The sequence below is a fragment of the Desulfitobacterium dehalogenans ATCC 51507 genome (assembly GCF_000243155.2).
GTDB classification, from domain to species: domain Bacteria; phylum Bacillota; class Desulfitobacteriia; order Desulfitobacteriales; family Desulfitobacteriaceae; genus Desulfitobacterium; species Desulfitobacterium dehalogenans.
In genome coordinates this window covers 2,336,508-2,362,231 of sequence record NC_018017.1, presented here as the reverse complement: position 1 = coordinate 2,362,231, position 25,724 = coordinate 2,336,508, and the positions used below count along the sequence as shown (strand labels likewise).

The following is a 25,724-nucleotide window of genomic DNA, read 5'->3' as shown; positions in this document are numbered from 1 at the left end:
CCTTATTCACGGCAGGAAACAAAGTCTACCCGGCCAAGTTGGCGAGAGATGTTTGAGGAACTGGAACGGGAATTGTTCCCTAAAGAAGAGCCTGTAGGCCAACCTTCTCGTCCATCTACTGTCAAAAGATATCCGAGTACCACTCAGGACTATCGTGGAGAAGGCACTGAAAGAGTTGAGGGCTTCTCTACGGAAGGGTCTTGGGGAACTGAAGGAACCGTTGGTGTTGAAGGGAGCGCGGGCAGCGAAGGGGCTTTTGGAAGAGAAGGAGAAATAAGAAGGGAATCCCTTGGGAAACCTGAGCGTAAACCGAGGAACACTTCTCCTAAGCCCATAGATCATGAAAGAGCTGCTTTCCCAGCATTGTCTGAAAATCCGCTTGTACAAGGAGTTATTTGGGCAGAGGTGCTGGGTAAGCCTCGGGCTTACAGCAAATTCTCTGATAAAAGAAGAGGTTAATCTGGAGCAAAGCATAGGTTTGAACAATAGTAAAGGTTACTGATTAGTCGCCTGAGTGTAAAAACTTAGGCGATTTTTCATTGAGACTCCAAAGGAGCTTGATTTATTTCCCATTAAGCGTACAATTATTGTAGCTTAAAGATTGTGAGGTGTTGAATTATGGTAAATAAAGAGTCGGTCATTGTTTTACAGTTCAATCAGTTTTTCAACGTCACGAAAGGCCGTATTTTTAGTTGACACTCTCATCTAAAACGGGACTTCCGTGACTTACTACACAAGTCAAGGAGGGCTCCCATCTGAATTGCAAATATGAACTTAAAGAACTGGGTTGGAATGACGCTTTGAGCAATCGTTTTCACCCCTATTTAGAGCGTGGTTTCTATCCGGGCCGCATATCAGCGGAGTATCGCAATCGATTTAAAGTATGGACGGAATTTGGCGAAGTTTGGGCCGTTATTTCAGGGAAAATGCGTTATGCAGCTTTAGAACGCAGCGATTTTCCCGCAGTAGGAGATTGGGTCGTTCTGGAGTATAGGGCGGAGAGCATGATAGATCATGAAGATCAGGATGCCGTCATTCAGAGCATATTGCCCAGAAAAAGCAAGTTTTCACGCAAAGTCGCCGGAAAAACCTCGGAGGAGCAGATTGTTGCCACAAACATTGACACAGTGTTTCTCGTCAATGCTCTGAATCTTGATTTTAATGTGCGAAGAATCGAGCGTTACCTTACCCTTGCTTGGGAGAGCGGGGCAAATCCTGTCATCGTTTTGAGTAAGACAGATCTTTGTGATGATGTTCAAGAGAAAATCGGACAAGTTCAAAATGCCGCTCCCGGTGTGGATATCCTGCCCATAAGCTGTGCCACAGGAGATGGGATCAGTGCCGTAACGGCCTCTATTCGGCAGGGGCAAACCATCGCGCTGTTGGGATCATCAGGAGTAGGGAAGTCTACTTTAGTCAACTATCTCTTAGGTCAAACTATTCAGCTTACCTATGAAGTCCGAGATAAGGATAGTCGGGGCCGCCACACCACAACTGCTCGAGAGCTTTTTCTTCTACCTCAGGGAGGGGTTTTGATTGATACTCCGGGTATGCGGGAGATTCAACTTATTGGTAGCGGAGAGGGCTTAAATGAAGCCTTTGAAGATATCACAGCCTATGCCAGGAACTGCCGTTTCTCCGATTGTCAGCATGAAAGAGAGCCCGGCTGCGCAGTGCAAAAGGCTATCACTAAAGGAATTATCAGCGAAGAACGTTATGAAAGCTTTAAAAAGCTGCAACGGGAATCCCGATATATTTCCCGCAAGACGAATCTTCATGAACAGCTTGAAGAAAAGAAGAAGTGGAAAAAAATCAATCAGCAGCTCAAAGAGCACTATCAGACTAAACGCTAGAGTCCAGCTTCAATTAAATTGTTCAATAAAAATTTATAAAAAGGCTTTATGGAAATGGTCATTTGACCATTTCCATACCTATTCATGTGAACAGTACAACTTGAGCTCTAAGTGATATAAATGATTAAGGGGGATTTCCAGTGGGGAAAATTCTTCTTGTTATTCTCGCTATAATTCTTATTGTTTTCATAGTCTGTGCCGCTGTAACTGCAATTGCTAAAATTCGATTTAGCCAAATGGTTGCTAAAGAAGTTACGCAATTTTATAAAGGAATAGAAGGTGCTCAAGGAATCGTTCAACTTTCAGATCTCGAAGAACTTCCCCCTTCTGTCCAAAAATGGCTTCTGCACTCTCAAGTTGTGGGGAAAGAGCGGATGATAGCCACGAGGACAAAACAGGATATAAACTTAAGATTAAAGGCAGATCAGTCTTGGATGAAGGGTCAGGTCGAACAGTATTTTCGCATGGCCGAACCTGGGTTTATATGGTATGCTGATATTCAAATGGCACCTTTATTACATATATCAGGCCGAGATAAGTATATTGATGGACATGGTCATATGCTGATTAAAGTACTGTCCATGGTCACTCTGGCCAATGGTCAAGGAAAGGAAATGGATCAGGGGGCTCTCTTACGCTATCTTGCTGAAATGATGTGGTCTCCCTCAGCGGCATTAAATGATTATATTCATTGGCAAGAAATAAATGATACATCAGCTGAAGCAACCATGAGTTATGAAGGTGTAACCGCTTCAGGAGTCTTCACCTTTAATGAGCAAGGTGAAGTGCTCAGCTTCGAAGCCGAACGCTACGGAGAATTTGATGGAGAATACCGTCTGGAGACATGGGCTTGTGTCATTCAAGAGTATCAAGAACTGAATGGAATTAATGTTCCTTCCCAAGGGGATATCATCTGGAAACTGGATACGGGTGATTTCCACTGGTATCATTTTAAAGTCAAGGAACTGGAGCACAACAAGCCTTTTCGATATGAGCTATAAGAATGCTGGATGCAGGGAAATATTGAAGGTTAAACAGATTAGGGTCTGGACTCCTAGTCTGTTTTTATTTGTAAAGGCAGGATATAATGAGCCATAGAGGAAAACAAAGGAGGAATTAGGTGGATAAGCGAGACATTACAGTTAAAAGCCCTGAGTTCATATCCCATATTCCAGTTATACAAGATTTGATTGCAGCTCGGGAGACTTTCTGGATTAATCCTTACTATAGATCAGTTGAAAAACTCCATGGGCCTCGACGGGAAATTGATCTCTCCAATATCCTCGATGCTGATGAACGGCTGCGGCGTTTTGCTCATTACATAGTTAAAGCCTTTCCGGAGACACAGCCGGCTCAAGGTCTAATTGAATCACCTGTCATCCCCATTGAGAGCATGCACAGATATTTAGAATCCCATTATGGCGTTCAGATACCTGGAGAGATCTGGTTGAAATGCGATAATTATCTGCCTGTTTCCGGTTCCATCAAAGCACGGGGTGGGATCTATGAGGTTCTCAAGCATGCTGAAGGAATTGGAATAAGTCAGGGCTTATTGACCACAGAAGACGATTATTCCATTTTAATAAATTCTTCATTTAGAGACATTTTCTCTCACTATAGAATTGCTGTGGGATCCACAGGAAATCTGGGGTTAAGCATCGGTGTGATGGGAGCCCAATTGGGCTTTAAAGTCACTGTCCATATGTCTGCTGATGCAAAAGAGTGGAAAAAGGCTCTTTTGCGCTCCAAAGGGGTGGAAGTAATTGAATACACATCTGATTATAGTAAAGCTGTAGAAGAAGGACGCAGACAAGCTGAGGGAGATCCCCACTGTCATTTTGTTGACGATGAGAATTCCAGGGATTTATTTTTGGGCTATGCTGTAGCTGGACTGAGACTTAAGGAGCAATTACTAGAGTTGAACCTGCGGGTAGATGCTGATCATCCACTTTTTGTTTATTTGCCCTGCGGGGTGGGAGGTGGACCGGGTGGAGTAGCCTTTGGTCTAAAGCAAGTTTTTAAAGATAATGTACACTGTTTCTTTGCTGAGCCAACTCATTCCCCTTGTATGTTATTAGGGTTGGCTACGGGGCTCCACGACAGAATTGCCGTTCAAGATATTGGACTGGATAACAAGACCGAAGCAGATGGGTTGGCAGTCGGCAGAGCGTCTAGCTTCGTAGGAAAGATCATGGAAGGTTTGTTGAGTGGAGCCTTCACAATTGAGGATGAAGAACTTTTCCGCTTGCTTCAGGCTCTCGATCGGACACAAGGGATACAATGCGAGCCCTCATCCTTGGCAGGAATGGCTGGTCCAGCACGGCTTCTAAGATGCCATGAAGGTCTTCAATACCTTAGGAACCACCAGCTTGAAGACGCATTGGAGAAAGGAACCCATCTGGTTTGGGCAACCGGTGGCAGTCTCGTCCCTAAGGAAGTGATGAAGAACTATCTGTTTCGGAAAAAATAGAAGATAACTCCAGGTAATGCTATATGTTTTAATTTGCTCTTAAATTTTCTTTGGGAGGATGGTACCCATGTCTCGTCAAACCGTAAAGACCAAAATTGTGTTCTCTGATTCCTTTGACCCTTGGTATAATCTGGCCCTGGAAGAATTCCTTTTCCATAAGGTGGAGAAAAATCAGATCATCCTTTATCTTTGGCAAAATCAAAATACTGTTGTCATAGGAAGAAATCAAAATCCCTGGAAAGAATGCCGCTGCACCCTTCTTGAACAGGATGGGGGAAAACTTGCCCGCCGCCTTTCCGGAGGAGGGGCAGTTTTTCATGATTTAGGCAACCTCAATTTCACCTTTATTATGGATCGGGAGCTTTATGATTTGCATCGACAGCTCCAGGTCATCTTGGGGGGAGTGAACAGCTTAGGTATTCAAGCAGAATTTACCGGTCGCAATGATCTGACAGTGGATGGGAAAAAGTTTTCAGGGAATGCTTTTTACTTTGAAAAAGATAAGGCTTACCACCACGGTACAGTTCTTGTCCATGTAGATGGGGAAAAAGTAGGGAAGTACCTTCAAGTATCCAAGGAAAAAATGGCGGCCAAGGGAGTACAGTCGGTTCAATCCCGGATTACCAACCTCCGCAATTGTTTACCAAATTTGTCCATTGAGGAGATGAAGGGGACCTTGATGGAAAGCTTTCAAAGCTTATACGGTGCGTGTTCGGACCCGATGCATATAACAGACGGGGATTATGATCTTAGTGGACTTTATGAAAAATATTCTTCCTGGGATTGGCGGTACGGTAAAACGCCGCAATTTGACCTTGTTCTGGAAACCCGTTTTCCTTGGGGCGGGATAGAATTAGGCTTCACTCTGCGCCAAGGCAAGATTATTGATTCAACTATCTATTCCGATGCTATGAATGCTCACCTCATCCAGGAGATTAGTGCTTCATTTCTTAACCGAACTCTAAATAGTGCTGAATTGCTTCTTGCCTTAGAGTCACTTCAGATTCAGGAAGAAGATCAGATGATTCTTCAAGATATGAAAGAATGGATTGATAAAAAGGTAAAAGACGTATAAGGGAGGAAGAGAGAGTGAACCATAAAAAAATCACCAAAGAAGTCCTACTGCCCGATGGAACAAAACTGCCCAAACTTGGCCAAGGGACCTGGTACATGGGGGAGAAAAGCCGCTTATGGCAGCAAGAGGTCAAAGCCCTGGCTATGGGAATCGAATGGGGAATGACCTTGATCGATACGGCCGAGATGTATGGAGACGGAGCGGCCGAGGAGTTAGTAGGAGAAGCGATCAAGCCTTATCCTCGGGAAACCCTTCATATCGTCTCGAAAGTCTACCCTCACCATGCTGGGCGCAAGAATATTTTCAAGAGCTGTGAGGCTTCCCTAAGGCGTCTTGGCATAGACTATCTTGATCTGTATCTGCTCCACTGGCGGGGGAATATCCCTCTTGCGGAAACGGTGGAGTGCATGAACGAATTAGTAGCTCAGGGAAAGATTAATCATTGGGGCGTGTCCAACTTTGATACGGAAGATATGAAAGAGCTTTGGCAAATACCCGGAGGAGATAGCTGTTCAACAAATCAGGTGCTCTATCACTTAAATTCCCGGGGGACTGAATATGATTTACAGCCATGGCTCAAAGCTCATCAAGTACCTATGATGGCTTACTGCCCCATGGCTCATAATCTGAGTACACGGCAAAAAATAGCCCGAAGCCCATTAGTTCAAGAGATTGCTCAAAACTATGGCATAACCGTTGAACAAATACTCCTATACTTTGTTTTACAGCAGGAGAATGTCATTGCCATACCTAAGGCTTCTCAACTTAACCATGTCAAGGATAATGCCCAAGTTTATAATATCTCGATCGATGAAGAAGATTGGCATAGAATTGACAGCGCTTTTCCCGCCCCTCAACAAAAAACTTATTTAAATATATTATAATACCCCGGATAGAGATTTATATCTTACATATATAATCCATTGTTTTCTACTTTGAAACAGCCTATGAGGGGAATCGTCATCCTCACTATGGTCGTTTTCTTAGACTTATGCCTGACCAACTGGTTGAACTTACATGGCTAACGGGTGCTGAGGGAACCAAAGGTGCTGAAACGGTTGTGACTGTGGAATTAAAAGAGGTTGAGGGTGGAACAATATTACGATTAAAGCATGCAGGGTTTTCAGATGAAGAATCGAAGGATAAGCACAAACAAGCATGGCCTTTGGTTCTTGCTCAATTGGAGGATAGGTTGATGAAGGTTTCTCATAGTTAATGTGCAGTATTTAGATAATGTGTCATTGTTTTTGATAAAAAGCAAAGGAGAATTCCCAAATGGAGAAACCGCGAATTTTTACAATGTCTTTTTCCAGCATCTATCCGCTCTATCTACAAAAAGCAGAGAAAAGAGGAAGAACACAAAAAGAAGTAAATGAAATCATTTTTTGGCTTACCGGTTATGATGAAAAGTCATTACAACAACAAATAATTGATAAAGTGGATCTGGAAACCTTCTTCAAACAAGCACCTCATATTAATCCCAATGCTTCACTGATCAAAGGAGTAATTTGTGGATATCGGGTGGAAGAAATAGAGGATGAATTAATGCGGCAAATCCGATATTTGGATAAACTAATTGACGAGTTGGCTAAAGGTAAAGCAATGCAGAAAATATTAAGAGAATAAATCCAAGTCTTATAAGAATCCCCAATAGCGGCGTCTGGCAAAAACACGTCGCTATTTTCTTTTTATAAAAACATTTTAATACTCATGCCGGTTCGACTCCGGCCATCGACACCAATCAAGACATGGCTTTCCGCCAAGGAATTGCTATGTCTTTTCTTTCGTGATACCATGGATTTAACGCTCGTTTATAGCCTAGATAAGCTGTATTTAAAAGGAAGTTATGATGGATGTAGAAAAAAAATTAAGTGTGTTATCAAAGATAGGCAAAGCATTAAATGAAAATAATATTGTTTGGGCTGTAGGGGGCTCCTTATTGCTATACTTGAAAGGAAAAGCAGATGTATTTCAGGATATTGATATTATGGCAATGGAGGATCATATAAAAGAACTAAAAAAAATACTACAGCAGTATGGAGATTTAGAATTGCCAAATCCAAATGTTCGATATAAAACAAGGCATTTTCTTGAATTTACAATTGATGAGGTTGATGTTGATGTGATGGCAGGTTTTGTTATTATTCATAAAGGAAAAGAATATGACTGTTCTTTGCACCCAGAAAGTATTACGGAACATCTTTTAATAAATGATGTATATATCCCTCTTCAATCGTTAACTGAATGGCGAAGGTATTATGCATTAATGGGACGAACGGAAAAAGTTGAAATGATTGATAGATAAACGTTCATTTTATGGGTATGGATTGCACAGAATGACTTCTAGTTCAAAATTTTTTTACATTATTGTTTCAAACAGATATAGCTTTCCGCCAAGGAAATGTTATGTCTTTTTTTATGTAATCAAATACGGTATCATTGATTCAAGACCTTATTCAGTCAAATAGATAAACGGGAATTTGACAAGGAGCTATAAAATATTGAAACTGATTGAAGTCAACGAATTAAATCCAGTCCTAATAGAGCAACTACTTGAAGTTTGGGATAAATCAGTTAGAGAAGCACATTTATTTTTATCTGATTCAGAGATTAAAATATTGCGAAGTATATTCCACAGGCTTTGAACTCGATAGCTCATTTGATTGTTGCAGTCAATAATGAAAAGAAACCTGTTGCATTTATGGGAATTGAAGAAAGAAAATTGGAAATGCTTTTTATTTCCCCCCAATATAGAGGAAAGAGATTGGGAAAACAACTTTTACATTATGGTATGGAAAACTATTCTATAAACGAATTAGGGGTGAATGAACAAAATCCGCAAGCAAAAAGCTTCTATGAACACATGGGGTTTCAGGTATATAAAAGAACTAGCACAGACGAGCAAGGAAATCCTTATCCGATTTTATATATGAGATTAGTTTAATAAAACCTGATTTGTCGGTCGGGCTATCAGTTGCTGTTATTCTAAAAATCTTTTTTTCACTATTTTACGGTAAAAACATCTCCCCGTGAGGTGCTTTTTTTATATATTTGAACATTTTGTAGAAAAGGAATCAGTTATTATATGCCAAAATAGGGGTATATTAAAATTTAAGTTTTAAATTAAAGGAGGGTTATCTATGAATAAGTTGGGTCTGTAAAGAACTTTGTGCTTTTAGTATCCAACCTATCATGGTAAATATTGAGCAACCCGATCTGGGAAAAATACAGACATCTGCAACAGGATTTGTCCCCAATTATGTACACGCCCAGTCCATTTTTTCATCACGTCCTGGGTGACCAGGTAGAGCATTTTGAGTAAAGCATCGTCGGTTGGAAAAATCGTCTTCCCTTTGGTTACTTTCCTGAGTTGGCGATGGTAGCTCTCAATGATATTCGTCGTATAGATGATTTTCCGAATTTCAGGGGGATACTTGAAGAAGGTTGAGAGTTCAGGCCAGTTGTTTCGCCAAGAATTCATAATCAGGGGATATTTGCCTCCCCAGGCTTGATTGAAATCTTCCAATGCCTCTAATCCCGCTTGTTCTGAGGCAGCGGAATAAATGGGCTTCAAGGCCCCGGTTACTTTTTTCAGATCTTTATAATTAACAAATCGTACACTGTTCCTGATTTGATGAACGATGCACTTTTGGATTTCGGTCTTGGGATAGCACGCTTGAATCGCTTCATTAAAGCCTTTTAGGTTATCGACGCTGATGATCAGAATATCTTCAACACCTCGGTTCTTAAGCTCGTTCAATACGACCAGCCAGAACTTCGCGGTTTCATTTTCCCCGATCCAGATTCCTAAAACATCCTTGCGCCCATCCATGTCGATGCCGATGACCATGTAGGAGGCTTTATTGACAATCATGCCCTCCTGTTTTACCTTGTAGTGGATCGCATCCAGAAAGACAATCGCATAGGTCTTCTGGAGAGGACGGCTTTGCCATTCTTTGATGGTCGGCATGATTTTGTTCGTTACATTCGAAATCAGAGTGGGGGATACACCGATCCCATAGAGCTGTTCCAGGTGGCTCTGAATGTCTCGGGTGCTAACCCCCTTAGAATACAGAGCGATGATCTGATCTTCAATTCCGGTGACATTACGCTGGTTTTTCTTCACGATCAGCGGCTCAAATTCGCCTTTACGATCTCTCGGAACCTCGAGTTCCACTTCACCATAATCGCTGCGAACCGACTTGGAACTATGTCCATTTCTCCGATTGTCGGTAGCTTTGTTGGTATCATCATGCTTGGTATAGCCCAGCTGGGTATCCAATTCGCCTTCCAGCATGCCCTGCAGCGTTTCAGCAAAGAGATTCTTAAGGACACTTTGGATATCCTCAACCGTCTGGATGTTGTTTTCTTTGATAAATTCCTTCATCTGTTCACTGGTCATGATTTTGGGAGTCTTGTCTTTTTTAGCCATTCTTTTAACCTCTCCTCATGCTTTAAATTATATAGAGAGGATCGCTAAAAGCACAATTTATTTTACACTCTCAATAAGTTTATTTTCAATGATTATTTTCATGAGCCCCAAGGGAAAATCGCCAAGCGGATGCTTTTCAAAAGCGATAATGTAATTGCCTTTGTTCTAAACATTGCAAAAGGGGAAATACTACCGGGACACACCCATCTGGAATCAACCCTTTTCCTGCAGGTCATGGAGGGTGATGCCAAGGTTGTCACGGATGGCAATGAGACCTCGTTGCAAGTGGGCGAGTTAATACAGGTTGATGGGCAGGAAAGCTTGCAGGTTATAAACATCGGCGAAGATGTCTTGCGCCTTTACGTCACAATTTCACCAATGGGTTCAGAGGCTTTTGCAGCAGATGCCAATGTTTAATGACTTATCTTTTCCTTGCCATGGGAAGAACTTTTTTCACTATTTGTACCACTTTGTTAAAATTGATAGACAAATAAGAACTTGAGCTAAAATACCAAAGCTTTGAAAAGACTTTCTATGAAATAAGTGAGAAATCTTTTTTATACTGTTAATGCAAAAGACACCGTTTTCCGTCAAAGGGAAAGTTGTGTCTTTTCTTATGTGGAAAAACGTACTATAATATTTAAAAATCGGAATATTTCAAAGACAAACAGGAATTTGTCGAGTAGCTTTGAACTGAGGATTATTTACATAATAAAGGGTGATAGAATATAAAAAAAAGCATCTATCTTTTGACTTTGCTTATCTTCTTTTTGGGTATAAGTGGCTGTAATGTTCCTCCCATGACCTTAGAGCCGACGGATTCGCCTGACCCCTTGCCGGGACTACATACATATGAAATTCAGGCCCGTTTGCATGAGAGTATGCCTGAATATCGCTTTGTGGCGACAGGGGTGGTGCAGAGAGAGGATGAATGGATGTACGGCTTTGTTATGGGCCTTAATGTTTATGACGAAAACGGCGAATCCATCCTCTCAGCGGATTTTTCGGAGATTTTAGAAGGCAAGGTAATCGGTTACCACGTCTACAATGGAATGATGGACACAATGGGACTTCACGTTACAGATGTGAACTTCGACGGATATAAGGATGTGATTATCCTGAACTCTTTCGGGGGCGCGCACAGCAATACGTGGTATGACTGTTGGCTATGGAATACGGAAACATCGTCGTTTGCAGCATCAAAATCATTTGCTGAAATTTGTAATCCTGCACTTGATGCGGAGAAAGAGTGTATTTACTCAGCCGGAGGCTCAGGTGCAGGATATTGGGGTGGCAGTATTTATAAATTTATAGATGGTGAATATGTCGTTACGAATAAATTGGATACCGATTGGTACGGATTAGTGGAAAGGGAGCTTATAAACGGGAAAATGGAGATTGTCCGTGAAGTCTCCTACGGTGAAGATAAGCAAATTCTTGAAAGAGAGCAGGAATACTATAAAAACAGCGAGCTGTGGCAATTAGACCATCCTCATTGGTATTGGCTCGGCGGTCACCACGCCGACCAATGGCTGGGTGGAGAATAAGCATAATGCGCAACAGTCAAATTCCAATTTATCGCCTGCTTGGTCGGTATCGTTTGACCTAATTGTAAAAGTCTTTTTAACACTATTGCTCCAAAGAGACATATCGTTCCGCCAAGGGGATGGTACATGAAAATGTGATATTATGGATTTAAAGATATCGCATCATGCAGGTAAATAGGAGGTTGAAGTGTAGATTATTTATATTAGGGAGGTATTAGCGTTATGGATGATGAATTAAAAATAAAAATGTACTCATTTACAGTGGATTGCAAAGACCCGCATGAATTAGCAAAATTTTATGGGGCGTTGCTCAAGTGGGAAATAATGTTTATCGATGAAGATTGGGCATGTGTATACGCTCCAGGAACCAATCAGGGAGCATATCCTGGTATATTGTTTCAACGGAATCCTGAGTATAAACCGCCTGTGTGGCCGGAAGAGCCTGAAGCTCAACAGCAAATGGCACATATAGACTTCGCCGTTAATGATTTAGAAAAAGCAGTTCAATATGCAATCCATTGTGGAGCAACAATCGCAGATGAGCAATTTTCTAATAATTGGAGAGTTATGCTTGACCCCGCCGGACACCCTTTTTGCTTATGTGAAATGAAATCAATTATCGAGAATGCCCATTTTGCGTTGTTATAGAAAATCATGATATTCCTGTAAATCTGAAAGTTTACAATACATCTGCCTTTAGCGTGCTTATGAGCACGCTAAATTTTTTTCAATTTCATTGTAGCTTTTGGCATATATCGAAAGTGTTAGTAGTGAAGGGAGGCCTATGAAGTGGAAAAACAATCATTGCGTACGGACGATTGCGAAGAAAAAATTATTAAGCAGTATTCTGATCTGGTATACCGCCTCGCTTTTGCTCGCATGGGAACACGGCACGATGCAGATGAAATTTTCCAAGAGGTGTTCCTTCGCTTTATCAAAAAAAAGCCTGTGTTTCATGAGGAAGAACATCGTAAGGCATGGTTCATACGAGTAACCATAAACTGCTCCAAAAGCTTTTGGAGCAGCTCGTGGTTCAAAAATGCTCAGCCAATTGACGATGATATTGCATTTGAAACAAAAGAAAATATGGACTTATACCATGAGCTGCAAAAGTTGCCGCCTAAATATCGAGGGGTTATCCACTTGTTCTATTATGAGGATATGTCCATTGAAGAAATAGGCAAAGTATTGAATAGGAAAAACTCTACGGTTCGCACCCAGCTGACAAGAGCAAGAGCGGCATTAAAAGCAGTAATTAAGGAGGATGATTATGTTTAGAGAAACTTATAAAAATCTCTTTAATCAAATCAAACCGAATGAAACCTTAGTTGATTCAGCAATTCAAACAACTCGCAATAAAGCACGTAGCCGCCAAAAACCGCTTAACTCATTGCGCAAGCCGGCAGTGGCACTTGTATCAATCTGCATTGGTCTTTCGCTGGCAATGCCTGTGTTAGCTGCCAATGTTGAGCCCATATATCAGCTGATGTATTTGGTTTCCCCACAGGTTGCACAGTTGTTTTTGATTGTGCAAAAATCTGATGAGGACAATGGAATTAAAATGGATGTAGTTTCAGCATACATTCATGACAACATTGCCGAAGTGTATATTACTATGCAGGATTTGACAGAGCAAAATCGTGTTGACGCAACCATCGATTTGTTCGACAGCTATTCGATAAACCGTCCGTTTAACAGTGCTGCACACTGTGAGCGTGTGGGCTATGATGACAGCACAAAAACGGCAACCTTTTTAATCACGATTGAAGAATGGGGCAACAAAAATATTGTTAGCGATAAAATAACCTTTTCAGTGCGTGAATTTTTAAGTCATAAAAAAAATTACAAGGACATTTTGGTGCCGATTGCTCTTTCCGATGTTGATGTTGCTGAAAGCACACAAATAGTTTCATCTAATGGCGGAGGTGGGTTAGATTATAAAAAGTTTGTGGGCGGTGATAAAAAACCTATTGCACTTACGCCATCAGCCCCTATGAGCGAATTTTCAATAGATGGCATTAGTCTAACCGGCATAGGTTATATTGATGGTAAACTTCATATTCAAACAGCCGTAAAAGAACCATCGGACAACGACAATCATGGCTTTTTCTATTTAAAAGATGGCAACGGGAATAGAGTTGATCACAATTATAGCTTCGCTTTTTCAAATCAATACGAACAACCAGGACGAATTGATTATGGCAATTACGTTTTTGATATTCCCCAAGATGAAATCGGGGGCTATACCTTGTATGGCGACTTTGTTACTTCTGGCCTGAAAGTCGATGGTAATTGGCGGGTCACTTTTTCCATTGAAAGTGTTAAGAATTAAGCTGGGATGAGCATATAGGGTAGCATCTCCAATCGGGGATGCTTTCTTTGGGATATTTCAGTCAAGTGAGCCGATGAATCGGGTAGGAGGCTAATCATTAGTTGGTTAGCCTCCTACCCGATTTCCAATTCGTTCGTAATGTAATGTCGCCATTTTTGCATTGAACACTTGATAACCCTATGTTAGACTGAAAAAAATGATGCAAAGCATCATTCTGGATCATTTCCTATAAAGATCCAGCCACCCGCCCCTATAGTTACGAAGCATGAGGAGGATTTTATACTTTGGACAATGTCAGTATCATTAATATGCTGCTGGTTTTATCCACCTTGGTGATATCATATTTCTTGTTGTTAATCGCCAAAAACGCCGAAAAAGCAAATTCATTATGCAGTTTTAAGTATAACGGCCAGCATTCTCCTATGGAATATCGCAGTATTATCGTACATGACGTTTGACAATGTCCCATGGATACTGGCAATTTGTGAGCGGCTGTATTTTTTTGGGTACGATTTTTGTATCGATTTCAATATTGTTTACCGGATTAATATTTGCCCGAACCAAAATAAAGTTCACATGGAAGCATGCACTGTTGTTGGTTGTTCCTGTCATCTCTATTGGGGTGCTGCTTACGAATCAGAGTCATCACTTGTTCTACACTACCTTTAGCCTGATACCCTCCAAGCAAGATTTTGGTATCTATTTTACCATACATACACTATATTCCTATTTGTGTATAGGAATTGGCTTGGCCTATCTCGTGATTTTTTCCATAAAAAACTATGGGGTTTTCTCCAAACAATCCTCCTTAATATGTATTGGCATGATGATTTCCCTGATCATTGATGCGATCAGCACATTTAAGATCTTTGATTGGTCAACAGCAATTGAAAATATTGCCTTTGCCGTGACGATTAGCTTTTTTATAATAGCCACGGTTAAATTTGATTTCCTGAACGTAATACCTATCGCCTTGCAAACGGTTGTTGACTTGATTTCTGACAGCTATGTGGTGGTTGATGAGGATTTTGAAATTATTGATTACAACCAAGCTTTTCTGGGCGGTTTTACCGGGGTATCCAGAAAAATCGGCATTATGGCCATAATCAAAGAGAATTATAGTGATCCCGATGTCCAGAAGTTCAAGAGCTTTTTGGACGAAGCTGTTAGTGAGCAAAAAAAGTGAGCTTTGAAATGCCCAAGCCCATGGGTGAAGCTATTGTCTATTATAGGGTGGAAATCACACCTATTTATGTCAGCGGCCATCCTATAGGAACGATCATTTTAAAAAAGAATATTACTGAGCATAAAAATAATTTGAAGGAGGTTATGCAGCTCAACGAGAGGCTGCAGAGTCTGGCAACCCGGGATTGGCTGACGCAGTCTTATAATAGATATTTCTTTGATGAAAGATTACAGCAGGAGATTGACCTCGTAGACAGGCTCCAGGCATACGGTCAGGAATCAGAAAAAAGTGTCAATAATTTTGGGTTAATCATGTTTGATATAGATTATTTTAAAATCTATAATGACAATAATGGACATCTGGCGGGAGATGAGCTTTTACAGACAATCGTTACGGTTGTTAAAGGGGTATTATACCCGACTGATATATTATGCAGATACGGCGGCGAAGAGTTTGCCGCTATCTGCTGTCAGACTTCAGAGAAAGGGATTGAAATGGTTGCGGAAAAGATCAGAAAGACTGTGGAAGATTATGATTTCAGGTTTCAGGATAAACAGCCGGGTGGCAACCTGACCGTTAGCATCGGCGCGCAGTATACTGTTCAACCGCTAACGTCAAGAAAAAGGATTTAATAACAAGAGCTGATAATTGTCAGTATCTAGCCAAAACCAGCGGAAGGAATAAGGTTGTTTTTAAGCTATGAACATACATATGGCTTTTGAAATATAGACAAAATTAACCCGGTGGATTTTCTGGATGAGCATCCAGTGGAACATCATCCTTGCAAACGGGGCACGGTAGCCAACTCATGGCCACCGTGCCCCGTTTTTTATAGGGGTGCTGCTTTCTTTGGTGCCATGCAGCAGAATATTGATTTCAGGAATATGCAATTGCTATACCTTGCTTTTTTGTTAAAGTATAATTAAACACCTCCCTATAATATCTTTTGATTTTCTTTGAATATCTCGCTTTTTCATAGAATTCCTTACCAAACAAACTAGCTCACCACGGATAGAATTCGCATAGAATGCCTAATTCAGAGAATTTGGGTATAGCAAAGCAAACGTCTGCTTTTTTAGCATATGTTGGCCGTTGTAAACCCATTATTCTCACGGTGGTAAACCTCCCATGTCTAACAGGGTCAAGATGATAAATCCGCCCTAAATTCCTTCGTTCCACCTATCCATGATTGGGTGTCAGTTATGCTCCTCAACCGAGTCTTTGCTCTAATGGTGATTTATTCGACTGACTACCAGCTCTTGTGTCTTGTTAGGTTACCTGGATGACTCGCTTCTGTGGTGACGCTTTACCCACAGACCGTTTACTTTTTATGGTTTCTCTGCTATTCTGTTACGCTGCTAAATACTCAACTGGACGATGAATGTCCTGTATTAGCTTGTTCGGGTCATAGTCTATATCCTTTGTTAATAGGGCATAAAACACCCGAATCAGTTTACAGCTTAAGGCTATTAACGATTGCTTTTTCTTCAGGGGATTCTTGGGCCTGGTCGTATAGTAGGTGTGTATCTCTGCAAACTCTGCGTTTTTGGCGACGAGCGGCATTACTGCCTGAAATAGAATCGCCCTTAGTCGTGCGCGGCCGCGCTTGCTGATCGTGGTCTGTCCTTTGTGCTTACCCGAGCTACTCTCTCGCAAGGCTAGACCCGCTAGCTTTTGAATTTGCTTTGGAGAATTAAAGCGTCTAATATCTCCAACTTCGGAGAGAAAACCTGCCACGGTAACGAGGCCAACACCTTTAATTTCAAGCAACTTGGCTACTTCGGGTATCTGACGGCACAACCCATCGATGGTTTCAGCGACTGCCTGATATTGTGCCGTTTTAGTGTGATAGTCTTGGAGTAATAGCTGAATTTCCATTCGGGAACAAGACTCTCCTTCGGTGCAACCGATGCTCTTCTGAGCAGCTTCATACAGGCTCTTAGCCCTTTTCATTCCCACTGCTCTCAACTTGTTGTCTCTCCAAATTCGGTTTATTCCTTCTACTCCCAGCCTTTCAATGTCCTTAGGTAGCGGAGCAACTTGCAATACCAGCATGCTACTTGTGGCATCAAACTTTCCAAATACCGTTTCATGCTCGGGAAAGTAGATTTTCAGCCACCGCTGAATGCGATTTTTATACTGTTCAATTCCTTTTGGATGCGCATTCTGCAAACCATCGCTATTCGCAGTTCTGCATAGATTCCTTCCGGGATATAGGGCTCATTGTATCTGCCCTCGATGACCAGCTTAGCGATGGTCTTGGGATCCTTAGCATCCGTTTTGCTGGGGTGGTTGTCATCAAGCTCCTTACTACGCTTTACATGGAACGGGTTGACGAGGACCAGCTTAATACTTTGCTCTTTTAGGTAAGATGCCAGGCTAAACCAGTAATGACCGGTTGGTTCTGCGCCTACCACTATGCATTCCTTTTGTGCTTGCCTTTTTAAACGTTCAATCCATGCATGGAAATCCTTGAATCCTTCAGCGTTGTTTTCAAACTTGAAGACCTTGCCCAGCTCGACTCCTCGCCAGTCAAATGCCCTGGCATAATGAAGCTCGCTGGCGATGTCCACTCCGATCACAATACTTCTTTCAGATAGTTGCTTTAGCTTCTCGTTTTGTGTAAAATTCATTTGGGATGACCTCCGTTATTTTGATTGGATTCTGTTGGCCAACAGTCCTTTCAAATTGTAACGTGAGGTCTTCTTTTTGACAAAGCTCATTTTTGACTACTACAGGAATGCTCCTTTAATAATATTTAATTATATATTTAATATTATTAAAGGAGGTGTGGCTGTGGGAATAGACGTTGTACCCGAATGGATGACAAACCTTGATGATGAAGATGTATCGTTCATCAAAAAATTTCTCCTGGCTTCAGGTTCATTAAAGGAGATTGCCAATCAGTATTCAGTCACTTATCCCACCGTAAGGCTTAGGCTTGATAAGTTAATACAAAAGATTCAAATAAATGAAGATACAGCAAATGAACCTTACATCTCGCTGATCAAGCGATTGGCTGTCAATGACAAGATAGATTTTGAAACGGCTAAACTATTGATTTCAGAATACAAGAAAATGAAAGGGGCTGAATAATATGGAGATCGCACCAATCATGTTATTTCTGATGCCTGCGTTGTTAATAGGAGTGATTTTTCTTCAAATATTTTTAGCAAAGAAAAGGAGCAAATGGCTTGGACTGATACCTCCTATGATCACATTGCTCAATTCTTTGTTGATGGTTCTGGGAATAGCTGTTTATGATGGAATGACTGGCGGCGCGTCAGTTATGCTTATCGCTTCGACATTTTTAACCAGTAATATTCCAACTATCGTTCTACTCGGCATCTATTTTGGTTGTAGAGAAAAAATGAAAATTCGCTCTCAGCTTGATAAAATGAATATTCAAGACCTGGATTAACGTCCTGCTTCAACAAACCTATCGCTTAAAGAAATTAGAAAATCACTAGATTGACGATCATTCCTGTTCCGAAGGCAAAGGCAATCGTAAAAGCCAAATAGAGCGGAAAGTGTCTTATCCCCAGCACAATTTTCAAAGCACCAAGGTTTGTAATTTTGGTGGCGGGGCCGGTAATCATAAAAGCCGCCGCGCCGCCCATACTCATACCGCTGTACAACCATTGCTGTAGAAGAGGGACCGTAGCGCCTCCGCAAACATACAAAGGTACGCCGATGGTTGCTGCTATGAGCACGCCGAAGCCTTCATTTTTACCGAATAGACCAACAAGAGATTTTTCGGCACGAAAAATCTCTACTGTGGCCACAGTAGAATTGCTTGCCGCTTTGCGGAAACCGGAGAAAAGTGCGGAAATATGAATTTTTTGTAAATAGCATGAATATGCTTGATATCCATTTTAGGCAAGTGTATAATTTGAACATAGGCAATTGTCTAAAAGGAGTTGATATCATGAGCACGATGAGAAAACTGCCGGACGCGGAGTTTGACATCATGAAGGTAATTTGGGCGAACGAACCGCCCATTACAGCCAATATGATTATGGAGCAGCTTGGTAATGAAAAAGAGTGGAAAGTGCAAACTGCTATTTCCATGTTGCTCCGGCTGGTAGACCGCGGCTTTTTACGCACGGAGAAAAACGGAAAAGAACGAACCTATTATCCTTTGGTCAGCAAAGAGGACTATTTGAAGTTTGAAACAAGTAATTTTATGAAGCAGTACCATGACAATTCGTTTCTTGACCTTGTTCACACACTATACGAAGATAAGGCGGTAACTGACGAGGATATTGACGAATTGCTCCAATGGGCAAAGAAACGGAGGGGTTAGTGTGCAAAGTTTTATCGTCACGCTTCTAACCTGTTCAATTACCATGTCGGCTATTGCTTTGTTTTATATGGCGGTTACGCCATTGCTGGCAAAGCGGTATTCCGCTAAGGGGCGGTATTACGCATGGTTGATTATTGTGATTGGATTGATTATCCCTTTCCGGCCCCAGTTTGACAATCCCTTTGTCAAGATAATTCCTACTGAAACAGCGACACCTACTATTCAAATAGGCAATAGAACACAGATCGCAGGCCCGGTTGAAAGCGCTTTGTCATCCTCGGACGTATCTCATATTTCATTATCATGGTGGCAAATTGCGGCGGCGGTGTGGCTGGCCGGAATGATAGCTTTTCTTGTCTATCACACGGTAAAGCACTATCGTTTTATAAAGATGACAAAGCGCTGGTGTGAAACAATTACAGACGAACAGATATTGAGCCTGTTCCAAAACCTAAAGGCAGAGTTAGGTATATCAAAGCAAATTAACCTTTATCAGTGTTTAAGTATTGGCACTCCTATGCTAATAGTATTTTTCCAACCTAAAATACTGCTGCCGACCACGAAGTTTCCAAAGGATGAGCTTCGGTTTATTCTCAATCATGAGCTTGTTCATTACAAGCGCAAAGACCTATGGTATAGGTGCTTAGTGCTGTCTGCAAAAGCAATTCACTGGTTTAACCCCCTTGTATATCTGATGGCAAAGGCGATTGATGCACTATGCGAAATGTCCTGTGATGCCGAGGTGGTACGCAGTATAGATGCAGATATGCGCCAGCAGTATAGCGAAGCAATTATCGGTGTGGTTCAATGTCAATCAAAAGTGAAAACCGCACTTTCTACCAGTTTTTATGGAGGCAAAAAAGGAATGAAAGAACGGATTTCTTCAATTATGGATGCTGGCAAAAAGCGAGTTGGGGTAATCATAGCCTGCGCTATTTTGTTATTGACATTAAGTACAGGTGTTGCATTTGCGGTTAGTAGTGATGCTGTTGAAATGGCATTAGAAAACGAAAACCAAGAATCACCAACGCCAATATCATTTGTTAATGGTAGTCCAATAAGGAAAGATGTTGTGTTATTAGAAAGTATCTCTTTTGAACTTTCAGATACAAATCCAACACAGACATATTTGATTGCAGAAGCTTATGAGGATTTGATATTTTCATTTAAAGGAGTCAGTGCACCAATAAACTTTACTCTTATAACACAAAATGAAGGTAGTCATTGTGCAGGATTTAGCGGTGATACCTGCAGGGTATATATTAAAAGCGAGTCTAATTCTGAAAATGTGTTTGAATGGTCACGTGGTTTCATAGACTCTGATAGTACATATAAGCCGACAGAGATAGTCGATTATAGTAGTGGAACCTTAGAAATTTATCAAGTGATAAAATAATACACTTAAAATGGGGGCAGTGTCAGGACTTTGTAGCTTAGATAGTCCCGGCACTGTGCTTTCCTCTTTTTCCGATGATGCTGTTCCCGTCTGCTCACTGTTTTGTGGCGGTTTTGCCTGGGCAGAAAGATTCGGTGCGGCTTGTTCACAGCCTGTGAAAAGGAAAATTGCCGGCATAGAGAATGCAATCAGCAGCGCTAATAGTTTCTTTTTCATGAATATGACCATTCCTTTCCAACGCTTCATAGAGCAATGCCTGCCTGTGGCCGATCAAAAGGAAGGCCACAGGCAGGCTGTATTACTTAGTTAATGCTAAAAGTCACTTCAACACTGCCGCTCCCCGGAGCATTGGTCCATCCGGTCACATCGTCAATGGTGCCAAGCCTTGTGTAGCTGTACGAAGTGGGAAAACTCTCATAAAACAGCACCAGGCAGTCGGAGCCGTAGAGCATCAAATCACCGGTCTTGATACTCCCTACCCGTTCACTGGCGGCAGGAAGCTTTTCTGAAAAAAAGTAGAACTTTTCGTTCCCGTTCAGTTCATCCATAGTCAAGGTCAGGGGCAGCTTCTTCAGCAGCGCCCGTGTCGAATCATTGTCATATAAGGTTGCCCTGAAATTTTTGTTGCCAATGCGAAGGGTTAAGCTTGGCATGGCATTACGTTCTGTTTGCGTATCCTGCTCCGCAGGCGGTGGTTCCTGTGTGCCCGATTCTGCCGGAGGAGGGGAGGGCTTTGACGATTCTGTCGGAGTTGAGGAAGGTGCGGAGGTACTTACAGACGGCGCAGACGCTGGTGAGTTTGACGGAGGGTTATTCGAGCAACCCATCAAAGCAATCACGCATAGGGTTCATCAACGGGGATATTTACATAGGCAGCGGGGAAACAGATGCCATGCGGCTTATTACCAAAGTAGTAAAAAAACTTCAGGAAGAACATCCCCATATCCAGTATCATCTGTACAGCGGGAATGCCGATGATGTAATGATAAAGGGCTATTGGATTTCGGAGTCATTATTGGGTCGGCGAGCATCCAAAAATATGATTATCTGCGTCTTCCGGCAACAGATACCTGGGGTTTACTGATGAGAAAAGACAGCCCCCTGGCCGCTCTGGACAGCATAGGGCCAAAGAACCTGCGGGATATACCACTGCTCTGCTCCAGACAGGCTCTTGCCGGTAATGAACTATCGGGATGGCTTCGGGATGATTCTGAAAAGCTGAATATCGTGGCGACCTATAATCTGATTTATAATGCAGTGCTCATGGTAGAGGAAGGGATTGGCTATGCGCTGTGTTTGGATAAACAGATGAACACCACCAGCTCCAGCGGTCTTTGTTTTAAGCCACTGGAGCCACGAGTAGAAGCGCATTTAAATATCGTTTGGAAGAAATATCAGGTGTTTTCGAAAGCGGCAGAGAAATTCTTGGAGAAAATGCGCCAAGAAATCTGAATTCAAGGGGTACTTATTTTCCCTCGAAATAATATTGGTTGCATTACTCCTTACACCTATCAAGATAGTTCTTAATCAGCTTATGTATATCGGCTGCGTTGCGCGATAAGCTTTTACTGAGGTGATTGTATATGGCCAGAAGTACAAAAATTGCCCTTGAAAACAGAGATAAATATATAGCTCTTGGATTGAATATTGCCTATTATCGCAAGAGGGAGGGCATGACTCAAGACCAACTTGCGGATAAAGCCATCTAAATTGCTTGAATTAGGGACTAAAACTACCGGGGAAATTGATGGTGGTAGGGAAATGTATCAGGATAGCCTCGGGATGATTCTAAAAAGCTGAATATCGTGGCGATCTATAATTTGATTTATAAAGCTCCGTTGTCTGCTGACAACGGCTTTTTTGCGTACAATCCCTCACTTTTATAAACTTGGCCACATAGTTTATAAAAAAGCATCAAAAGGGATGGGTAGCCAAAATGAATCCTATGAACACCGAACGCAAGCCCTCAAATATCGCTACGGAAATTCTGATTATAAGACAGCAGGCTTGTAGAATTCTGCTGATCAGCGCCGTGGAGATCGGCAAGCGCCTAAAGGAAGCCAAGGCCCTGCTGCCCCATGGGGAATGGCTGAAATGGCTGGCGGAGTCAGTGAGCTATTCCCGAAGCACAGCCAGGAATCTCATGCGCCTCTATGAGGAATATGGGCCTAAGTTGCTCACCTCAGGCAAAGGTGATGCAAATTACCAGCCAGTTGGTAATTTGAGGCGAGACAGGGACCACGCCTTCCGGCAGCCCGTTGATCAGGAAGAAGGGCATCACCGGCCTGAAGTCCACGGCTACGGATGAGGACCTCCACGAGATCGCCACCGCGCTGTTCAGCCTGGTGACGGATCAGGTTGTGGATATCACCGTAAGCAGGAACTCACAGCTGCTTGAAGAGGAGTAAGGACCCTGGAAAAATGTCTCAGGGAAGGGGGTGAATATATTGCCTATTTCAACGAACCGTGTGATCAGGTTATCTTTCCTGACCAGCGGCGGCAAATCGGCAGGGATCACGCTCTCCAACCCTAAACAGGGCCTGACCCAAGAAGTGGTTCAGAATGTGACGGAGAATTTGTACGATCCTCTTGAGCCGTAACGGAACAAGTCGGGGAGAATGAGAAGAATTTCCGCTGCTGCAGCCGGCAGCGGGATTCTTCTTCTCTAATTCAAATAATTAATTGGGGAAAAAGAGGATTTACCGATTAAATACAGAAAATTAGGAATAGTATATAATTTGCAGCGTTGCCCCTTTCTAAATATTATTAGAGTTCAATTCATAAAAATGATCTTACAGAAGGTAGTGAGGTGAGGTAAACATGAATGGCTTTATTTCAAGTGGTCTTTCTTTGCTGGATAGCCAGGAATTGATTCTCTCCTCTTTTTATCTTGATGAAGAGACTTTATTGGCCGATGCTCTGCAGATTATTTTAAACGAGGGCCGTACACATATACCGGTAGTAAGTAAAAAAAGGGAATTTATAGGTGTCTTAGGTACTGCCGATATTATTGAAAGTTTAACCCAGGGGAAGTTTGATCCTAAGGCGCCCATTGCCTCCTATATACGGCCGGCAGATTGGCTGCTTCCGGAAGAGAATAGCCTGCTTTTTAATCTCAATATCCTAATTACAGAAGGGTGGCCCACAGCCTTTGTGGTCGATACCAAGGGAGAGTACCAAGGAGAATTCAAATTTTATGATAATCTGTTCCTGTTGTACCAACTGCTGAACGACTTGGATTTCTATATCAGCCAAACCATCGAAGCTGTTCATAATGCTGTTGTGGCTATTGATGCTCAAGGGCGTATCGTTTTCTTTAACCCATCTGCGGAAAAATTGCTGAGTTTTAATGCCGAGGAAGTACTGGGTAAACCCATTAAAAACTTTTTCCCGAACTCCTTAACCTATAAAGCGCTGGCAACGGGTGAGGAACTGCGGGGAATTCCTATGAGCTACGGTGAGCTTAACACCAAAGCAGACTTCCTGCCCATCATATTAGGGCACAAGGTTCTTGGCGCAGTGGCCGTGTTTAAAGATATTACTGAACTGGAAGAGGTGAGCCATCGTTTAAATTCCAATGAAAAGCTGATGGCAACACTGGAGGCTGTGGTTGAGAATTCTTATGAAGGCATGGTCGTCATCGATGATCAAGAGAATATTGTCTTAATGAACCAATTCTTTTTGGATGTCATAGGGGTTAAAGTACAGGATGTCATCGGCAAAAAGATTAATGATATCAGTCCTAATTCTAATCTCCCTCAGACCCTAAAATCAGGTAAAGCGCAATTCGGCGAGACCTGGCATCTTAAGGGGCGTGATTTTATCATCATGCGGGTCCCCATTGAACGGGAAGGTAAAGTCGTAGGGGCATTGGCCAAGACCCTCTTCAAAAATATGGAAATTGCCAAAATGTTTGCGAAAAAAGTCATGCGCCTGGAAGAGAATCTTGCTTACTACAAAGAAGAGTTAGGCAAGTTCCATTCCTCTCAATTCGTTTTTGATGATATTATCGGCGAAAGTCCCAGAATGAAAAAAGCTAAATCCTTAGCACATCGTGCCTCGCAAACAACCTCTACCATTCTGATCCTGGGTGAAAGCGGTACAGGGAAAGAAGTCTTTTCCCACGCTATTCATAAATCAAGTAATCGCAGTAATGGGCCTTATATAAAAGTGAATTGTGCAGCTTTGCCGGAAGACCTGCTGGAATCAGAACTTTTTGGTTATGAAGAAGGAGCGTTTACGGGGGCTCGGAAAGGCGGAAAGCCCGGTAAATTTGAACTTGCTGACAAAGGGACTATTTTTCTTGATGAAATCGGCGATATGTCTTTGGGTATGCAGGCCAAGCTGCTGCGGGTGCTGCAAGAACGTGAAGTTGAGCGTTTAGGTGGGACAGAACCCATAAAAGTCGATGTGCGGATTATTGCAGCTACGAACAGGGATCTGCACAAAATGGTGATGGAACATAAATTCCGCCTTGATCTCTATTACCGCCTTAACGTTCTTGCCATCGATCTGCCACCATTAAGAGAGCGTAAAGAGGATATTGGTTTTATTGCCAAAGGACTAATTGAAAAAATCAATAAGAGACTGGGTACGGATATTCAGGGCTTGAGACCGGAAAGTATTACTCATTTATGTGCTTATGATTGGCCGGGCAATATTCGTGAACTGGAGAATATCTTGGAACGGGCCATAGTAATTTGTGATGAAGCCTGGGTTTTGCCGAAGCATTTGGCTTTGCCGGGAGTCATGGAAACAATGTCATTAGGTACGGAGCAGACCCTGGAGTATGCTTTACAAGCAGCAGAACGTGAAATTATTGATAAAACTCTCCGCCGCGTTCAAGGCAACAAGGTACAGGCTGCACGAATCTTGGGGATTCACCGCTCTGTTCTATATAAAAAGCTGGCTAAATATAATATTCAAGGATAATTCAACCAATGTCTTTGCGAGGAGTCACTGTTGCTGTTTTGAGACAGTGTCCTTTTTTGTGGACATAGGGATGTAAAAGGCTGGAATTCCAGCCTTTTTTAATTTCTTGTCAAAATAATGTCCGTTTTTTGAGACATATAAACTTTGAGTTCACATGTACAAATAGATGAAATATTTTAAAAATTTAGAAAATAA

Annotated in this window: 30 protein-coding genes and 3 pseudogenes; 28 read left to right on the top strand and 5 right to left on the bottom strand. The window is 42.0% G+C overall.

Annotated features, from left to right (window positions below; genetic code table 11):
• Window positions 1–48: 48 nt before the first annotated feature.
• From DESDE_RS11420 to DESDE_RS11375, 10 genes and pseudogenes are all read left to right on the top strand, one after another.
• Window positions 49–459 carry a hypothetical protein gene (locus DESDE_RS11420; protein ID WP_242831232.1) on the top strand — a complete coding sequence of 137 codons (411 nt, stop codon included), beginning with the start codon at window positions 49–51 and terminating at the stop codon, window positions 457–459.
• 296 nt (window positions 460–755) lie between these two features.
• The gene (rsgA, locus tag DESDE_RS11415) at window positions 756–1,853 is read left to right on the top strand and encodes a ribosome small subunit-dependent GTPase A (protein WP_041917258.1); all 1,098 of its coding nucleotides are present in this window, start codon (window positions 756–758) and stop codon (window positions 1,851–1,853) included.
• 140 nt (window positions 1,854–1,993) lie between these two features.
• Entirely contained in the window at window positions 1,994–2,854 is an 861-nt protein-coding gene (locus tag DESDE_RS11410; protein ID WP_014794166.1) for a DUF6544 family protein, read from the top strand.
• 134 nt (window positions 2,855–2,988) lie between these two features.
• The gene (gene dsdA, locus DESDE_RS11405) at window positions 2,989–4,323 is read left to right on the top strand and encodes a D-serine ammonia-lyase (RefSeq protein ID WP_174270169.1); all 1,335 of its coding nucleotides are present in this window, start codon (window positions 2,989–2,991) and stop codon (window positions 4,321–4,323) included.
• A gap of 67 nt (window positions 4,324–4,390) precedes the next feature.
• On the top strand, window positions 4,391–5,398 hold the full coding sequence (gene lplA, locus DESDE_RS11400) for a lipoate--protein ligase (protein WP_014794164.1): 1,008 nt from the start codon (window positions 4,391–4,393) through the stop codon (window positions 5,396–5,398).
• A 14-nt stretch (window positions 5,399–5,412) separates the two neighbouring features.
• On the top strand, window positions 5,413–6,282 hold the full coding sequence (locus tag DESDE_RS11395) for an aldo/keto reductase (protein WP_014794163.1): 870 nt from the start codon (window positions 5,413–5,415) through the stop codon (window positions 6,280–6,282).
• A gap of 38 nt (window positions 6,283–6,320) precedes the next feature.
• The gene (locus DESDE_RS11390) at window positions 6,321–6,614 is read left to right on the top strand and encodes an SRPBCC family protein (RefSeq protein ID WP_085938403.1); all 294 of its coding nucleotides are present in this window, start codon (window positions 6,321–6,323) and stop codon (window positions 6,612–6,614) included.
• Window positions 6,615–6,673: 59 nt separating this feature from the next.
• Window positions 6,674–7,024: a DUF2200 domain-containing protein gene (locus DESDE_RS11385; RefSeq protein WP_014794162.1), complete on the top strand. Its 351-nt coding sequence runs from the start codon at window positions 6,674–6,676 to the stop codon at window positions 7,022–7,024.
• Window positions 7,025–7,244: 220 nt separating this feature from the next.
• Window positions 7,245–7,703, top strand: coding sequence for a nucleotidyltransferase domain-containing protein (locus DESDE_RS22055; protein WP_041917257.1), 459 nt, complete (start codon window positions 7,245–7,247; stop codon window positions 7,701–7,703).
• Between the two features lie 196 nt (window positions 7,704–7,899).
• A pseudogene (locus DESDE_RS11375) lies at window positions 7,900–8,342 on the top strand (GNAT family N-acetyltransferase).
• 246 nt (window positions 8,343–8,588) lie between these two features.
• On the opposite strand, the gene DESDE_RS11370 reads toward DESDE_RS11375, so the two are convergent.
• Window positions 8,589–9,830, bottom strand: a complete 1,242-nt coding sequence (locus DESDE_RS11370; RefSeq protein ID WP_014793367.1) for an IS256 family transposase — start codon at window positions 9,828–9,830, stop codon at window positions 8,589–8,591.
• A gap of 129 nt (window positions 9,831–9,959) precedes the next feature.
• Here DESDE_RS11370 and DESDE_RS11365 point away from each other — a divergent pair, with 129 nt between their 5' ends.
• The 7 genes from DESDE_RS11365 (at window position 9,960) to DESDE_RS22550 (ending at window position 15,527) form a co-directional block, all read left to right on the top strand.
• Complete coding sequence (locus DESDE_RS11365) at window positions 9,960–10,247, top strand: cupin domain-containing protein (protein WP_014794160.1); 288 nt, start codon at window positions 9,960–9,962, stop codon at window positions 10,245–10,247.
• A 353-nt stretch (window positions 10,248–10,600) separates the two neighbouring features.
• Window positions 10,601–11,377 carry an XAC2610-related protein gene (locus DESDE_RS11360; protein ID WP_242831231.1) on the top strand — a complete coding sequence of 259 codons (777 nt, stop codon included), beginning with the start codon at window positions 10,601–10,603 and terminating at the stop codon, window positions 11,375–11,377.
• Between the two features lie 222 nt (window positions 11,378–11,599).
• On the top strand, window positions 11,600–12,025 hold the full coding sequence (locus tag DESDE_RS11355) for a VOC family protein (protein WP_014794158.1): 426 nt from the start codon (window positions 11,600–11,602) through the stop codon (window positions 12,023–12,025).
• 141 nt (window positions 12,026–12,166) lie between these two features.
• The gene (locus DESDE_RS11350) at window positions 12,167–12,655 is read left to right on the top strand and encodes an RNA polymerase sigma factor (protein ID WP_014794157.1); all 489 of its coding nucleotides are present in this window, start codon (window positions 12,167–12,169) and stop codon (window positions 12,653–12,655) included.
• On the top strand, window positions 12,648–13,709 hold the full coding sequence (locus DESDE_RS11345; protein WP_014794156.1) for a hypothetical protein: 1,062 nt from the start codon (window positions 12,648–12,650) through the stop codon (window positions 13,707–13,709). Before DESDE_RS11350 ends, DESDE_RS11345 begins: the two co-directional genes overlap by 8 nt.
• 460 nt (window positions 13,710–14,169) lie before the next feature.
• Entirely contained in the window at window positions 14,170–14,895 is a 726-nt protein-coding gene (locus tag DESDE_RS22555; RefSeq protein WP_242831230.1) for a histidine kinase N-terminal 7TM domain-containing protein, read from the top strand.
• The gene (locus tag DESDE_RS22550) at window positions 14,892–15,527 is read left to right on the top strand and encodes a GGDEF domain-containing protein (RefSeq protein ID WP_242831229.1); all 636 of its coding nucleotides are present in this window, start codon (window positions 14,892–14,894) and stop codon (window positions 15,525–15,527) included. Before DESDE_RS22555 ends, DESDE_RS22550 begins: the two co-directional genes overlap by 4 nt.
• A 718-nt stretch (window positions 15,528–16,245) precedes the next feature.
• Here the strand turns inward: DESDE_RS22550 and DESDE_RS11335 are convergent.
• Window positions 16,246–17,528 (bottom strand): annotated as a pseudogene (locus DESDE_RS11335) (IS110 family RNA-guided transposase).
• Between the two features lie 163 nt (window positions 17,529–17,691).
• Here DESDE_RS11335 and DESDE_RS11330 point away from each other — a divergent pair.
• Together DESDE_RS11330 and DESDE_RS11325 are read left to right on the top strand one after the other, a co-directional pair.
• Window positions 17,692–17,991, top strand: coding sequence for a DUF2089 family protein (locus DESDE_RS11330; protein WP_014794155.1), 300 nt, complete (start codon window positions 17,692–17,694; stop codon window positions 17,989–17,991).
• A gap of 1 nt (window position 17,992) precedes the next feature.
• Window positions 17,993–18,316: a hypothetical protein gene (locus DESDE_RS11325; protein ID WP_041917255.1), complete on the top strand. Its 324-nt coding sequence runs from the start codon at window positions 17,993–17,995 to the stop codon at window positions 18,314–18,316.
• A gap of 34 nt (window positions 18,317–18,350) precedes the next feature.
• Here the strand turns inward: DESDE_RS11325 and DESDE_RS11320 are convergent, their stop codons facing one another.
• Window positions 18,351–18,680, bottom strand: a complete 330-nt coding sequence (locus DESDE_RS11320) for a permease (protein WP_282433500.1) — start codon at window positions 18,678–18,680, stop codon at window positions 18,351–18,353.
• Between the two features lie 143 nt (window positions 18,681–18,823).
• Between DESDE_RS11320 and DESDE_RS11315 the strand changes: the two genes are divergently transcribed.
• Both DESDE_RS11315 and DESDE_RS11310 read left to right on the top strand, forming a co-directional pair.
• Entirely contained in the window at window positions 18,824–19,201 is a 378-nt protein-coding gene (locus DESDE_RS11315; RefSeq protein WP_014794153.1) for a BlaI/MecI/CopY family transcriptional regulator, read from the top strand.
• A 1-nt stretch (window position 19,202) separates the two neighbouring features.
• Window positions 19,203–20,597, top strand: coding sequence for a M56 family metallopeptidase (locus DESDE_RS11310; protein WP_014794152.1), 1,395 nt, complete (start codon window positions 19,203–19,205; stop codon window positions 20,595–20,597).
• Here the strand turns inward: DESDE_RS11310 and DESDE_RS11305 are convergent.
• Entirely contained in the window at window positions 20,571–20,813 is a 243-nt protein-coding gene (locus tag DESDE_RS11305) for a hypothetical protein (protein WP_014794151.1), read from the bottom strand. The two genes, DESDE_RS11310 and DESDE_RS11305, sit on opposite strands and share 27 nt — an antisense overlap.
• A gap of 86 nt (window positions 20,814–20,899) precedes the next feature.
• Window positions 20,900–21,250, bottom strand: coding sequence for a cyclophilin-like fold protein (locus tag DESDE_RS11300; protein ID WP_014794150.1), 351 nt, complete (start codon window positions 21,248–21,250; stop codon window positions 20,900–20,902).
• An 80-nt stretch (window positions 21,251–21,330) separates the two neighbouring features.
• On the opposite strand from DESDE_RS11300, the gene DESDE_RS23000 reads away from it, so the two are divergent.
• The 7 genes and pseudogenes from DESDE_RS23000 to DESDE_RS11280 all read left to right on the top strand — a co-directional run bounded on the left by DESDE_RS23000 (window position 21,331) and on the right by DESDE_RS11280 (window position 25,529).
• Complete coding sequence (locus tag DESDE_RS23000) at window positions 21,331–21,681, top strand: hypothetical protein (protein WP_427846213.1); 351 nt, start codon at window positions 21,331–21,333, stop codon at window positions 21,679–21,681.
• Entirely contained in the window at window positions 21,594–22,049 is a 456-nt protein-coding gene (locus DESDE_RS11295; protein ID WP_427846197.1) for a LysR family transcriptional regulator substrate-binding protein, read from the top strand. Before DESDE_RS23000 ends, DESDE_RS11295 begins: the two co-directional genes overlap by 88 nt.
• A 131-nt stretch (window positions 22,050–22,180) precedes the next feature.
• Window positions 22,181–22,306, top strand: a complete 126-nt coding sequence (locus DESDE_RS22775) for a hypothetical protein (protein ID WP_014794149.1) — start codon at window positions 22,181–22,183, stop codon at window positions 22,304–22,306.
• Between the two features lie 227 nt (window positions 22,307–22,533).
• Window positions 22,534–22,821, top strand: a pseudogene (locus tag DESDE_RS11285) (DUF3102 domain-containing protein); the annotation flags it as partial.
• Between the two features lie 34 nt (window positions 22,822–22,855).
• Window positions 22,856–23,005, top strand: coding sequence for a DUF1659 domain-containing protein (locus DESDE_RS22995; RefSeq protein ID WP_083838559.1), 150 nt, complete (start codon window positions 22,856–22,858; stop codon window positions 23,003–23,005).
• A 39-nt stretch (window positions 23,006–23,044) separates the two neighbouring features.
• Window positions 23,045–23,197 (top strand): DUF2922 domain-containing protein, encoded by a 153-nt coding sequence (locus DESDE_RS21190; protein ID WP_014794148.1) that lies wholly within the window; start codon window positions 23,045–23,047, stop codon window positions 23,195–23,197.
• 220 nt (window positions 23,198–23,417) lie between these two features.
• Window positions 23,418–25,529 carry a sigma-54-dependent Fis family transcriptional regulator gene (locus DESDE_RS11280; protein WP_014794147.1) on the top strand — a complete coding sequence of 704 codons (2,112 nt, stop codon included), beginning with the start codon at window positions 23,418–23,420 and terminating at the stop codon, window positions 25,527–25,529.
• Window positions 25,530–25,724: the final 195 nt, after the last annotated feature.